14 protein-coding genes are annotated in these 13,733 nt (G+C 48.2%); 3 read left to right on the plus strand and 11 right to left on the minus strand.

Features of this window, described 5'->3' with window-relative positions:
• Window positions 1-200: 200 nt before the first annotated feature.
• From MKY64_RS17205 to MKY64_RS17220, 4 genes are all read right to left on the minus strand, one after another.
• On the minus strand, window positions 201-548 hold the full coding sequence (locus MKY64_RS17205) for a hypothetical protein (protein WP_340954566.1): 348 nt from the start codon (window positions 546-548) through the stop codon (window positions 201-203).
• Between the two features lie 236 nt (window positions 549-784).
• Window positions 785-1,285 (minus strand): hypothetical protein, encoded by a 501-nt coding sequence (locus MKY64_RS17210; RefSeq protein ID WP_340954568.1) that lies wholly within the window; start codon window positions 1,283-1,285, stop codon window positions 785-787.
• A gap of 43 nt (window positions 1,286-1,328) precedes the next feature.
• Window positions 1,329-2,093 carry a hypothetical protein gene (locus tag MKY64_RS17215; protein WP_036721573.1) on the minus strand — a complete coding sequence of 255 codons (765 nt, stop codon included), beginning with the start codon at window positions 2,091-2,093 and terminating at the stop codon, window positions 1,329-1,331.
• Between the two features lie 40 nt (window positions 2,094-2,133).
• Window positions 2,134-2,685, minus strand: coding sequence for a papain-like cysteine protease family protein (locus MKY64_RS17220; RefSeq protein ID WP_235191728.1), 552 nt, complete (start codon window positions 2,683-2,685; stop codon window positions 2,134-2,136).
• A 233-nt stretch (window positions 2,686-2,918) separates the two neighbouring features.
• On the opposite strand from MKY64_RS17220, the gene MKY64_RS17225 reads away from it, so the two are divergent.
• Window positions 2,919-4,109, plus strand: coding sequence for a pectin acetylesterase-family hydrolase (locus MKY64_RS17225; RefSeq protein WP_340954572.1), 1,191 nt, complete (start codon window positions 2,919-2,921; stop codon window positions 4,107-4,109).
• 46 nt (window positions 4,110-4,155) lie between these two features.
• Window positions 4,156-4,773, plus strand: a complete 618-nt coding sequence (locus MKY64_RS17230) for a TetR/AcrR family transcriptional regulator (RefSeq protein WP_340954577.1) — start codon at window positions 4,156-4,158, stop codon at window positions 4,771-4,773.
• On the opposite strand, the gene MKY64_RS17235 is transcribed toward MKY64_RS17230, so the two are convergent.
• The 7 genes from MKY64_RS17235 to MKY64_RS17265 all read right to left on the minus strand — a co-directional run bounded on the left by MKY64_RS17235 (window position 4,748) and on the right by MKY64_RS17265 (window position 12,536).
• Window positions 4,748-6,106, minus strand: coding sequence for a sensor histidine kinase (locus tag MKY64_RS17235; protein ID WP_340954580.1), 1,359 nt, complete (start codon window positions 6,104-6,106; stop codon window positions 4,748-4,750). The genes MKY64_RS17230 and MKY64_RS17235 overlap by 26 nt on opposite strands.
• Window positions 6,103-6,780: a response regulator transcription factor gene (locus MKY64_RS17240; RefSeq protein WP_036721658.1), complete on the minus strand. Its 678-nt coding sequence runs from the start codon at window positions 6,778-6,780 to the stop codon at window positions 6,103-6,105. Before MKY64_RS17240 ends, MKY64_RS17235 begins: the two co-directional genes overlap by 4 nt.
• A 22-nt stretch (window positions 6,781-6,802) precedes the next feature.
• Window positions 6,803-8,764: a serine hydrolase domain-containing protein gene (locus tag MKY64_RS17245; RefSeq protein ID WP_340954583.1), complete on the minus strand. Its 1,962-nt coding sequence runs from the start codon at window positions 8,762-8,764 to the stop codon at window positions 6,803-6,805.
• A gap of 119 nt (window positions 8,765-8,883) precedes the next feature.
• On the minus strand, window positions 8,884-9,318 hold the full coding sequence (locus MKY64_RS17250; RefSeq protein ID WP_209872593.1) for a hypothetical protein: 435 nt from the start codon (window positions 9,316-9,318) through the stop codon (window positions 8,884-8,886).
• A gap of 39 nt (window positions 9,319-9,357) precedes the next feature.
• The gene (locus MKY64_RS17255; RefSeq protein ID WP_340954585.1) at window positions 9,358-9,783 is read right to left on the minus strand and encodes a hypothetical protein; all 426 of its coding nucleotides are present in this window, start codon (window positions 9,781-9,783) and stop codon (window positions 9,358-9,360) included.
• Between the two features lie 174 nt (window positions 9,784-9,957).
• The gene (locus MKY64_RS17260) at window positions 9,958-10,518 is read right to left on the minus strand and encodes a CueP family metal-binding protein (RefSeq protein ID WP_340954587.1); all 561 of its coding nucleotides are present in this window, start codon (window positions 10,516-10,518) and stop codon (window positions 9,958-9,960) included.
• Window positions 10,519-10,547: 29 nt separating this feature from the next.
• On the minus strand, window positions 10,548-12,536 hold the full coding sequence (locus MKY64_RS17265; protein ID WP_340954588.1) for a Na+/H+ antiporter: 1,989 nt from the start codon (window positions 12,534-12,536) through the stop codon (window positions 10,548-10,550).
• Window positions 12,537-12,769: 233 nt separating this feature from the next.
• On the opposite strand from MKY64_RS17265, the gene MKY64_RS17270 reads away from it, so the two are divergent.
• A complete protein-coding gene (locus MKY64_RS17270) occupies window positions 12,770-13,435 on the plus strand; it encodes a hypothetical protein (RefSeq protein ID WP_340954590.1) in 666 nt (221 codons plus the stop codon).
• Window positions 13,436-13,733 lie beyond the last annotated feature (298 nt).

A 13,733-nucleotide genomic window follows, 5' to 3' on the forward strand; every position in this document is an offset into this window, starting at 1 on the left:
TGCAGCAATGTCATGATCCCAGTGAATCTCCCGTACAGAAAAATGGGCAAATGGAAATGATACTAAGGAATAGATAAGTGCGATTGAGAACGCCAATTGAACCAAGTCATAAAAATGCTCCAGCCAGGTTCACCTCCGTATGAGCAATATGGGATAAAGTTGAATACAGTTCATACGTTAGATCGACGTTGTCGTTTCACTTATCTGCACGTTAGATTGACACATAGCAGCACATCCTGCTCCTCACCCTTTTGATCCACAATAGAAATTTGCTCAGGTGGTTTTTCCAGGCTTTTCCCTCTAACTAACAGCTGTTGTTCCCCTTCGATGGGGTACCTCCTTATATACACTCCTGAACCGATATCCTCATACGGATACTTGTCAAAATCGCTCCAATTCAGTGCGGCTCCCTTGTCCGCTAAGCTCTCTAATTCATTTAACGAAATATAGCCGCTCGTTCCTGGCTCCTTATGACTTTGGCAGGCTGTACATAAGATCAAGACAAATAACAATATCATTGGAAGCTTGAGGCATTTGGATAGTGTCATACAATCCCTCCAGGTTCTTATCATTCCATTGGTAATCTTAGGGATAATTATATCGTAATTTAAACAAGGAAGTCATAAAAACCGCCATATTAAATTCACTCCGGCCTTGAGTAAAGCTTTTCAATCAAATGATTTCTATACAGTTCAAGAGATTGCTGAGGTGGAACTCGTTAATACATTAACTTAAAAAGGATGTTAAGAGTGTATGCACACTCTTAACATCCTTTTTACTATCTTCACTTCACTTCAGTCCCATAGCTCTCCTTCCAATGCTCCAGCCACTGCGAATAATCCAGCCCTTTGATCTCCTTCAGCGTCTTCCCTTCGATGGAGTACTCTCCGCCGGCCACGATGAGATTCTTGATTATGCTTAGCGGACCCGAGGTTCCGCCTATGACCTCATGATCTGCAAGCATGACATTTACGGCAATCCTGTATTCGTCCGGGGGATATTGCTGTTCCAGGGGATGATTCTCTACGAGGAATCGGTAAGTTATGATTTTTTTGCCGAAATAGGCATCAGGTTCTTGCTTCTGCACCGACCAGAGCTGCATGTAATCCAGATTCTCAAGCATGGTCTGATCCAATGTGTATTGGGCAACTTCTCCTGCAGGGTCAACGATCCTGTAACCAAGAGTCTCAACATATCTGGCGGCAATTTGCTCGTCAGTCTCACCTTCGGCGGCGCCCCCCTTGTTGCTGCATCCCATTATGACCAGCAGTGCCAGGCTAAGCATTAGGAATAATCCTATGAGCCGGTTCATTCGTTTCGTCCCAATCTCATTGCAATACGTCTGAGGCTCTTCTTCTCTGGACAGCGGAGATTACAAGCGGGACAGCAAAGACAAGAGATAGTCCGAACAGGACGATAGCTGTAATTAAAGAGTTATGCCCTCCGTCAGAAGAAGCAGCATGATGGCCACCACCCACCAGGATTGCCCCTTCATTGGAATTGCGGTTCATAGAATTCAAGGCATCTGCCGATTCGCTAACCGCATCCCTAACCTCTGAAGGACTGATATTCTGCTCATTCGTTAAATCAATATAGGTCTCGTTAACCTCATTGTTTATATAGAGATAATCCAGCTCGTAGCGTTTGTCGTCAATAAGCTCTACAGTGCCCTTTCCGGCATACTCTGCTTCCAGCCGCTTCACGGTGTTGTCAAAATCATTATGATTACTGATGTTATAGATGGTCCATGCCCCTGACTCCAGTGTAGCTTCGATCACTCCAACCTGGGCCTCTTCCAGATAAAGAGGAAATTTATAACCTGCCATTTCATGTGAAATGGAGTTGTCATGGACATTCAACTGGTAATAGGGGATTCCTTCCCCCAGAGTGGCCTCATGAAAGCTTGTTTTGCCCGTACCATGAAAGTTATCCTTCTGGGCTTCAAGGCTATCCGCATAATACTCTTTATATTCCTGCTCAATGGCCCCTTTGATCTCTGCCCCAGCCTTCTCAAGACCAGAATCGGCATATGCCGCATTTCCAGCCAGTGATAGAGCCAGGACAGCGGTTAATAGCAACGCACGAATTTTCAAAAAAAGCCCTCCAATTGTTGTTTGTATTAGATCATTAATTTCAATTAATATTGTTTACTGTATTAACCCACTTATAAGTGGAATTGCTCTTGAACGTAGAATAGCCTTGAACGTTGCTCGAACCATCTGCCGGATCAATATAATATAAGTTCTGAATATTGTTAGTGGTGTTGTAGTAATACCCTTTAACTACAAAGGCATGGCCAATACTCGAGCCAGCCTTGCTCGTGAACGCAAGAACATTGGAGTAAGTATCTATATTGCTGACTAAACTATTGTACGACGGCACACTTAGTGATGCAGATGAGCTTACGCCATAGGCGGCAAGTCCTGCCTGGGCATCGTAGACCGTCCCGGCCGTGTCCATGTATATGCCCTTTGCAGCCTTCACTATATTTTGCTGGGTGGCGCTGGATTTCCCCAGATATTGTCCAGCCATGCTGGATACAGCCGCCCAGCACAGATAGCTGCCCTGTTGTACTTGGGAGGTTACGTCATGAATACGGGCTCCAGAAGCGGCGTATACGCTGCCTGCAAATAGAGAAGCGGAGATTATCGAACTAAACAGAATTGACAGCGATTTCAATTTCATTTTTTTCACTTTTTCAAATCCCTCTTGGAGTATTGATCTATCGGCCGACAGAACTGTAGATAATACTATCATAAAATACTATATTTGGAATATCTAAATTAAAGCTTTTATATTGATAATCATAGATTTAACAGTCCGCCAAAAGCTTATTTTCAGCTTGTCTCATCAGATTTAAGTATACACCTTGTGCAATTAGTTAACTAGACGTATACTTCTAGTAAGGGGGCGATGAGATGAGCAGAATGAAGAAAATCACGATATTTACGGGTATTGGATTGTTGAGCGTTGTTGTCATAGCCATTATTGCGGTCTACGCCTTCGTAATCCAGCGGCCGGTGACCACTATCCCCGTAATCGCAGAAGCGAAGCCCTACGAGTGGAATAAGGTGAAGCTGGGCGGGAATACCCTTTCCAGTGATGGATCGGAGTATTTCATCTGGACTAAGACCGGTGAGAGCAACAACTGGATCATCTTCTTTTCCGGCGGCGGGGTCAGCTGGGATGCCCGGAGCGCTGCACATCCTATTAAAATTATGAACTTTATTAAAGGCGGGGATACAGGCAACTATTTCGCTGACATTCCGTTCTATATGCTGACTTTGCTGGGCGGGATGATGGATACGGACAAACCGGATAATCCTTTTCACGGCTGGAATGTGGTCTACCTCCCTTATTCCACAGGTGACTTCCACATTGGTAACCGCGCCGCTACGTATTCGCGTGAGGACGGGAGCACCTTCACCATGCGGTATAACGGGCGTACTAATGTGCGCAGCAGCCTCGACTGGATCTATGCGAACGTGGCTAAACCCGATAAGCTGCTGATTGCAGGCGAAAGTGCTGGCGGATTCGGGTCCGCCTTCTGGGCGCCCGAAATCGCCTCTCATTACAAAGACTCGGAGATCTTTCAATATTCAGACAGCTCCTTCCTGAAGTCAGACAAGTGGCCGCAGGTGATGGAGCAGGAATGGGACTCGGATTTCACTGCAAACTTCGGGTATGCGCCGGAGGCAGATATCATCGGGGCTGCTTTTCGGGCGGATGGCCGGCTGCTGCCTGCAGGTACGGTGCTTTTACAAGCATACTCGGTATATGATGAGATTCTGATCCACTTTCAGAACAAGATTAACGATTACAACGGGCCACGGGACCAGAAACTCATTAAAGAGTGGTCAGAGGAAATGCGGCAATCAGTAGCTGCTCTAGCGGCAACGGTTCCTAATTATTATTACTATCTGACGGATTACGGGCTGAACGCTGAGAACGGGACAACTCCGCACACTTTTTCCACCCGGGAGACCTTCTATCAGACGGAGCAGGATGGTGTGAAGCTTGTGAAGTGGCTGGGGGATGCGGTCAATCAGCAGAAGCGCTATTCGGTAGGCAGCGAGTTCTTGGGGACAACAGCACCTGCTCAGGAGTAGCTTTTGCAGCAGCGGTATTTTCGCAGGAAGATAGGAGAGAAGATCATTGAATTTACGTGAAAAGCAAATGCAAATGACCAAAGAGCTCATTAAGGAGGCCGCACTGGGCCTATTCTGTACTCAGGGGATCGAACGTACGGATATGGCACAGATCGCCGGACAAGCCGGTGTCTCCCGCCGCACGTTGTACCTTCATTATAAGGACAAGGAAGATTTAGCCGCTAAGCTCTATGTGGATAATCTGGAGCGGATGTTTGGCAATCTGCTGTTTGATTTCGATTTTGCCCGGCCTGTTCCCTCCCTGGAGAAGATTCTGGATCAATATCTGGCATTAAAAGATCATCACGAGGCACTGATCTATTATGATGCTATTTTTGGAGTGTATTTTAGCACCCTGTCCAAGGATCCGGCGGAGCTGCCTGATTTCAAGAGAGCTATGGAGGTCTGGTATTCCCGGTACATCAACCTTGAGACAGCAGCGGTGGCTCCAGAGTATCAAAAAAAGTGGCTGGATCTTCTGCAGAAGTCCACCCACCTGTATTTCATGTATTTACAAAAAGCCGTTATTCTGTCTCATCAGCGGGGCGGTTCCGTTACGGAGGAAGACCGGGCAGCGGACCGGCAATTCAAGGATTTCATTATGGCTGGCGTGCGGGCAACCTGACGATAATCGTTGTTCCCTCTTTTGCCGCACCGTCCAGCTCAATACTGCCCTGATGCAGGTAGACGATTTTTGAGACAATTGCCAGTCCCAGGCCGTTCCCGTTATTACTTCCATTCCGCGACTTGTCTATCGTATAGAATCTTTGGAATACGGCACCCCACTCTTCCGGGGAGATCCCGATGCCATTATCGCTGATCGTGACCGCAACTTCTGCTGCATTGTGATCTATACGGATGCGGATCTTTCCGCCTTCAGGCGTGAACTTGATGCTGTTGCCCAGCAGATTCATCCACACCTGCTTCAGCTGATCTTCATCGCCAATGATATAGACCGCTTCCGGCAGCTCCAGATCGATAACGATGCTACGGGCTGACCATTGCGGCTCACAGGTCACCACGATGGTTCTAATCTGCTCATCAAGCCGGAAGGAGACTGCCGAGAAGGGGTGATGCTCGGAATCCAGTGAAGCCAGCTTCAGCAGATTATCACTCAGCCGTGACAGACGTCCACTTTCCGCAATGATGATATCCAGATAGTCCTTACGCTCCTCTTCCGCAATCAAATCATTGTTCTGCAACGCCTTGGCAAAACCCGAAATGGAGGTAAGCGGTGTCTGGATTTCATGGGAGACATTAGAGACGAAATCCTGCCTCATCTGCTCCAGCTGCTTCAGTTCTCCCGCCATCTCCACATAGCTCTGTGTCAGCTCTCCAATCTCGTCTACACGGTTCATTCTGAGATCCACCTCGAAATCACCTTTGGCCAGTCTTCGGGTGGCATTCGTCAAAGCCTTAATCGGCTCCACCAGGTATCTGGCAGCAATAAGAATGCTTACACTTCCCAGCAACAGCACGAGCAATAGCACAAAGAGTACCAGACGGTTGACGATATGTTCGTTCTCGGCTGAGTACTGCAGGAACATCGCACGCCACTCCCCCTTGAGCATAAAGGGCATTCCAATGAACGTATCATTATCTTCCGTGGAAGAACGATAGACCTTCCCCTGCAACACTTGCCGGACAGCCCCGGGAGTGATGGTAACAGCCGGACTATCCGCGAGCCCATAGAAAGTATGTTCCCCCGACCGGTCGTACAAATGGATAGGATGCGCCGATACCTTAACCATACTATTCAGGAACTCATCCGTATCTTCAGGCCTGGCGTCATCATAGCGGTGAATGATCTCCCTGCCCACTGTAATCATCTCGTTCTGTCCCTCATAGCTTATTTGCTTCTGAAATACATACAAGCCGATGAAAAAGGAACAGATCAGACTAAAGACAATAATGCCGAGAAATGTGAGAATGACCCGAACATACAGTGTCTTGATCATGACTCAGGGATCAGGCGGTAGCCCAGACCGCGGGCAGTTTCGATATGAAAACCCTCGCCATTGCCGCTGAATTTCTCTCTCAGCCGGCTGACATGCACATCCACAGTCCGGCCGTCCCCTTCATAATTCAAACCCCAGATTTGCTGGATCAGCTGTTCTCTGGTGAATATCTGCCTGGGGTGGCTGACCAGCAAAAACAGAAGATCAAATTCCTTCAAAGGTAACGTGACCGGCATTCCACCGCGTGTAACCTGAAAAGTCCGGCGGTTAAGCACCACATTGCCAAGCTGTACGGACTGGGAAGTGACAACCAGTGAGCGTTTGAGCAGTGCTTTTACCCGCATGACCAGCTCAACCGGATCAAAGGGCTTGGTCAGATAATCGTCCGTTCCGAGCTGAAATCCTTTCACTTTGTGGGCCGATTCCGCTTTGGCTGTCACCATGAGAAGGGGCAGGTTGGCATCCGTACGCCGGATTTCCCGGCACAGCTCCCAGCCGTTCAGTCCCGGCATCATAATATCCAGAATCACAAGATCGACATGCGAGTTCTCAATGATGGACATCGCCTTGGTGCCATCCCCGGCTTCTTCGAGGTCGAACCCTTCTTTGCGCAGATATAGAGACATCAGCTTCCGGATATTGTCATCATCATCCGCGATCAGTATAGTAGCCACGATCATCCTTCTCTCTTAAGCGTTATCCAAACTGCCAGCCGAGCAGATTCCAATAGTAGAAGAAGAACGTCAGTTGGGCAGCCGACAGCATCACTAATGTGTAATGCACCCGCCTGAGGGCGGTCCAATATTTATTTTTCCATACCAGTATAGCTGAGACCAGCATTGCTAAGGTCAAGCCCGCCATAATGATTGGCATAACCAAGCTGACAGACAGTAAAGGGCTGATACTGCTGAGCTTCTGCATAATGTCCATGGACATAATAATCATAAACAGAGTCATAAAAGACAACAGCGCCCAAACGGCAGTTCCCGCAGATAATCGGATGGCCCGCTTTTCCGGGAGCGTCATCGCCTTGAACCTGCGTCTGAAGAAGATAGGTCCGGGCAATGCCGTGAGGAAAATGAATCCCAAGACACCAAGCAGGATAAGCCAAAACTTACTCTGATCCAAAAGCGGCGTACGCTCCAGCGGCATCTCCGGAGCCATGTCCAGGAGCATATGTGTCACTGCGCCGGACTCATCCGTCAGGAAGCCGATCTGGTCGGTCCCTTCCTCCAGCTGGAACAGGTTAGGAGCGACTGCTCTGTACAGCTGTTGTTCACTACCGCTTCCCAAGGATATCTTGTTATCCACAATCGTAACATTCAGTTGGGCAAAAAAGTTAAAGAACTTGTCAATATCACTTATGTTGCGGCGTGTAAATTGATAGGAGCCGGCATATTTCTGTACGGATTCCGCGGAAGCGGAGAACTCCGGCTGCTTCACTTCAGGAGCGGGATAGTACTTGTTGAACAAGGCCTGGACCAGATGGGTCGCAGCTTCGCTGCCTTGACCGCCATTGTAGGATAAGAAAATCCCCAGTTGCTTGGCAGGTGCGAGATACAATTCCGTATTAAACATGGGATCGGAGCCGCCATGAGAGATTATTCTCACCCCGTTCACCCGCTTCTCTGCGAATCCGAGAGCTACTCCCGGCAGGCGCTTATCAAGCTGGAATGCCGTTGAATGCATCAATACAGCCGTCTCAGGCTTCAGAATCTGCCCGGTGCCATATTTCCCGTTCTGCAGATGCGCGATCATGAAATGTGCCATGTCTATTGCAGATACAGTACCCGAGCCGGCAGGACGAAATCCGCCCTCGAAGGTAGGTGTGCCCGGAATAAAGCTGCCGTTCCCGCTATTATACCCTACCACCTGGTTAGGGATGAATGACTCCGGCAAAGGCTCCACGACCGTTGAATGCTTCATGTCCAGCGGATCGAAGATATACTTCTGAATATAATCATTATAAGGAATACCGCTGACATCCTCCACGATCATACCTGCAAGCGTTGCTCCATAATTAGAATAAGCACTCATCTCACCTGGCGGTCTGATCCGTGCCAGCATATGTTTATTGAGTGTCTCCGAGATGGAACCGGGCAATCGGGCAGGATCAGTGACGATCTGATAACCGACTCCGCCCTCTTCAAAGCCTGCTGTATGGGTCATCAAATGACGCATGGTGATGGGTTCAGGATAAGTAGCAGGAATCTTCACGGATTTCAGGTAGGTATTAATGTCCGTGTCCAGATCAATCTTGCCCTGTTCCACCAGCTGCATCACTGCTGTCCAAGTGAACAGCTTGGTCGTTGAAGCGATTCGGAACATGCTGGTTGCAGGGTCAACCGGAGCCGCCTGCTCCAGATTGGAACTGCCATACCCCTTGCCCAGAATGATTTTGCCATCCTTGACGATGGAGATCACCGCTCCCGGAATTTGCAGCCGGTTCATATACTCTTCCATCATTCCATCCACGAAGGCTGTCAGACTTGCCGTATCCTCAAGATTGGCAGGCGCTTCAATCCGGGAACCCGGTGAAGCGGCTTGCCCTGTCTCCGCACTGGCATGTTTCCCGGGAAATATAAGGCTCGCACTTAATCCCATCACAGCCAATATTGCCAGAGCAGCGTCCCGCCATTTTTTCTTAGGTGTTAACATGATTACCCTCCGCATCATCTTCTATATTTAAGGTTAGGGTCAATCTCCCTAACACTTCTAGAGATTATCAGAGTAGTGTGAATGGAACGTTAACAGAACTTCTAATCGTTATGTAACGATTAATTTCTTTTCCATACCCTTACACTGATTAAATAATATAAAGTCATAAGAAATTGGATTATTAATATACCCAGCGGAAACAAATAAAGCATTTCAAACTGATATTTTCGGAAAAGCTCAAAGGAAACTACAGCATAGCCTCTGGGTTCAATACCTTGCAATTCCACGAAAAGAAATAAGAGTAAACTGCTTGGAATGACCGTAAATAAAAACCAGGTGATTTGCTCCTCTCTCTTATTAGCCCTAATAAACAATAAAGAATTAATAAAACACATGCATAAGGGCAGGAAGTAGGTTTTGCAAAGTAATATTATTATTCCTGTTGCCCATCCCTCAATTCTTATCTCAAGAAAATAGATTAAAATCAGATGTACTGCAATTGCTGCTAACATATAAAGAACGGCTTGGTATATTGGCTTTATGAATTTCCCCATTCTCTTTCCTCCTTGCTAACATTGTATGAGGTAAAATGATTATTCTTTGGATAATATCATAAACCACATGGAAACCCACAGGAGTAACTGGATAACTGAATAGATAATGGGGAAGAAAAACATCAATTCCCAATAACCCTGTTCAAAATGGAATTCTATAAATACAGGTTCGCTCGGCTCCGCACCTGTAATTTCTTTTATTTTAAAAAGGATGGCCGCACTGGGAAGCAGACTGGTCAATAGCCAAACCAGATTATACCTGATCTTCTTCGTTTTCAAAGACCTTACACAAGTTGCATACAACAAAAAAACCGGAGCGCAATATGTCAATGCAATTTGCAGACCCCCTACTTCCTCCCACGCACCCTTTTTTAAATTCAAAAAGCTAATAATCAGCAAATGAATTATACCCACCACTGCAACCTGCGCTAGTCCTTTAATCCTAATCATCATCCGCTCACTCAACTTATCTCCCCCGAGATTATATATATTTTCCTTTTACACCGAATATCGGATTCTCCGCTTGATTTATGTATATCAAAGAACATCAAAAAAGGAGCCGTATACAGATACGGCCCCAACTCATATTATTCTTCTTACAAACGAGATGGTACAGACAGAATCAGGATTGCTATACTTTTAACTTAATTGCATAGTAGTCAGGCAAGTATCATCACTCTCAAAAGTGGAAATCTCAGACTGGGCCTGCTTACCTTCATGAGTAATGGTCATCTTATAGTTCTGATCACGCGGCAGCCATAGGTCGATGAAGCCGTTCGGCTGGGACTTGACGGTCTGGTTCATGATCTCCTTACCGTCCGCATCTTCGATTGTTACCCCGAAGGATTGGCCGGCCATCTCTCCCTGGCAGCCGGTCAGGCTGTGGGTGGCACAGGGATGTGTATTCTGCACATAAGGGGCAACCGACAGGAAGAACTCATCCTCCGGCAGCCCATAGACTGCTTCGTTAGAACCGCCGCTGTCCACAATCAGCTGGGTCGAGGTAATCGAAGCGGATTCCGCCGTCAAGGTACGTGAGCTGAAGTCAGCCACCATTTGCTTGATGTCCTGACTGGCAGCCTGACTGCTTCCCGGAGTTGTAGCAACCTCCGTTGTCTTCGTCCCCCCACTTCCCGCGTACAGGTAAATTCCCAGCGCTGCAATAACCGCGCAAGTACCCGCTACTACTTTATTGTTCATGTTAAAATTCAGCTCCTTGTAGATGGCATTCAGCCCATTTCTTCCCGCAGATCATGCTCCATGAACAGAATATCACGTTTCATTTCCTTCATGCTAGCTCTGGAGATCCGTCCAGCCTCGAACATCAGCTGAATGTGGTCACGTTCGAGCTGAATGCCTGCTCTCGACAATTCCTGCAGCGATTCTTCGAACTCCCGTTTCGTGGAGGAAATGGACTCTGGACGGGTTAACCGCATTCTTCCCCGCTCATAGCGCAGAATCAGGGCGCTAATTACTTCAGGCTCCATCCCTCCCGTAGTCTGCAGCTCTCTCAGCCGCTCAAGAACATAAGCGAAAATCCCGGCCTGCAGCCGGTTTGATTCCTCACGCCGCTCCTGCGCGCTTAAGCGGACCTGCTGAATGACACCTGTGATTTCTTCCCAGCTTTTGAACGGAATCAGATCATTCTTGTACTGCGGATCACGGGTGTATATGAACAGCTGCCGGTTCAGGCGGTTCAGATAGCGGTATGCCGTATACGGGTTCACTTCGTGCTGCTTGAGCGCAAGCATAGTGTATTCCCGCTGCCACTTGAGTGCTGTCACCCCAAGCTTACGTTCCATTTCCTCAGCGTCTTCATTCTTCTTCAGCAGACGGATTCTTGCGTTATAGATCCCGGTTAGATGATTCAAGGCGAGGCGGGACTGATCTGTAGCCTGCTCATTTAAGCCCGCAACCACACTGCGCAGAATTTCGATTTTGGCCTCGGCCTCCTCGGCATTGTGCTCTGCTTCATGATCTGAGCCAAGCAACAGCGGCAGCAGAAAGTTAGACGCCAGCAGAGTCCATAGAATGACACCCGCCGCCAGGAAAATAATCAGGTCTCTCGCCGGAAAGTAGGAGCCGTCATCCAGGAAAAACGGCAGTGACATCGTACTCGCCAGGGTAATCGTACCTCGAACCCCCGACAGTGTAAGAATGAGCGCCTTTTTGAATTCCAGCTTCCAGGGTCCGCGCGGCTCCTCCCCTTCGGGAATATCCATGACTAGCATCCAGATCAGCCTCAGACCGAGAACGGCAGCGGTTAATAGCAGGGTATACAGGATAACCTGGACATTCCCTATATCCGGGTTGTTCCAGACGGTCTGAATAATCTCCGGCAGCTGGGTACCCAGCAGCAGGAAGACCAGGCCGTTCAGGACGAAGATAATGACGGACCAGGTGCTTTTGGACACGATACTCAGCTTGGCTACTTCAGGATTCATCTGCTTGTACCCGAAGGAATGGGCGATCCCTGCACTGACCACTGCCAGAATGCCATTGACTCCCAGCTCCTCAGCGGCCATGAAAATTGCAAAGGGTGTCAGAATCTCAATCAGCATATGTAGCGTGACATTCTCCATCCCGAGCCTGCGCAACCACCGCACGATCCCGTATTTAATGAGCGTGAGCACAAGACCCAGCACCACACCGCCTAGGGAGATGCCAATAAAGCTCAGACTGGCCGTTTTGAAAGAGAAGGCGCCTGTAACCATAGCTGCGACTGCAAATTGAAAGGACACCAGACCCGACGCGTCGTTAATCAAAGATTCTCCTTCGAGAATTTGCATCGTCTGATGGGGGATTTTTACTTTTTGTTCCAAAGCGCCTACAGCGATCGCATCCGTAGGGGCCAGTGCCGCAGCCAGCGCAAACGCAGCCGCCAGGGGCAATACCGGCAGCAGCCAGTGCAGGAAATATCCCAGCACCCCTACCGTTAGAAAAACCAGCCCCAGCGCCAGCAGCAATATCGGCTTTTTCAGCTTCCATAAGGCCACTTTATCGGCAAGCCTGCCGTCATTGAACAGCAAGGGAGCAATGAATAATAGCAGGAACAGCTCCGGGTTCAGCTCCAGCTCGAAATGCAGGGGCAACCAGGTCAAGGCCATACCCAGCGCGATCTGAATGATCGGCACGGAGAGCGAGGGGATAAACCGGTTCACCAGATTAGACAGCGACACGGCAGCCAGCATCAACAAAATATACTCAAATAATTCCAATCGGACAAACCTCCATCTCTGCACTTGTATGTGCAGATACTAAATTACGTTATGTATTTAAACTCAGTATAAACGATCTGGAAGGAAATATCCTCTTGGTGGCGGACTATAAAGCATCTATTGCCGCTCCCCCGTGTGCAGGCGTATAATTAGCTCAGACGAAGAACGTCCCAAGCCATCGCTGGCAGAGGGGCGTTCTTTTTTTGCGTAAAGGAGAGATGGAGGGAATGCAAATGGATTTTGAAAAAGCGCATCAGCTGCTCTTGGACCATCATTTGTCGATCAGAACAGGAGAGCGCAGAGGCCGGCTGTCACGGGGGCATCAGTATGCAGAGAAGCTGCTGCTGCGTAACGTCTGGTGGCCGCTGTTTGGCAATCTGGATGATCTGCATCCGGAGTATGAGGTCTACGACTGGAACCGTAAATCGCAATTTCTGGATTTTGCATTTCTTCCGTCGTACGGAAAATTCGGCCTGGAATGTGATGGTTATCAGAGCCATGTGAAGGATATGGACCGCGAAAGGTTCAGCTACTCACTGAATCGGGAGAATTATCTGAACGGACTGGGCTGGAGGATTGTACATTTCTCCTTCGATGATGTACAGAATCGTCCGGAAATCTGCCGTATGCTGCTGCAAATGGTCATTTCCCCTTCTTTACTCCGTGTTCAGTCAGGACCCTCACTTTCACCGAGGGAAAGAGAGATTGTCAGACTCTCCTTGAGTCAAAAAAAGGGGTTACGGCCCAAAGATGTGATGCTTCAATACAACGTAAGCTTTCGGACGGCTCGCAAACAACTGCAGGAGCTGGTCCATAAAGGACTGCTGCGCCCTATCATACTAAACAGATACATTTGCTACTATGAGCCCGTGCAGGGATTACCTGATTTGTATCAGTAAGTACTGATGACTAGCCTTGGGTGAACCGCTCTGAACATAGGTAAGCCTTATGAGTAAATCCTCAGTATGCAATTTGGCGGGGATTGTAGCGGGTTGACAGTCTAGCAGCCTTAATAATGTTGCAGATATTGCAACTTGGCTATCTAGATACTGGGGTGAGCGGGAGAATTGTTGCAGGAAATGCAGGAATCTTAACGTGAAGTTACTTAAATGCGGAGTATTCCTGCTTTTTGTGCAACATTTTCTGATTATGGCCCCTTAATGTGAGGCAATGTTGCATTATGTGCAGGAATTGTAA

It is taken from the genome of Paenibacillus sp. FSL R7-0210 (assembly GCF_038009085.1).
Lineage (GTDB): Bacteria > Bacillota > Bacilli > Paenibacillales > Paenibacillaceae > Paenibacillus_AQ > Paenibacillus_AQ silagei.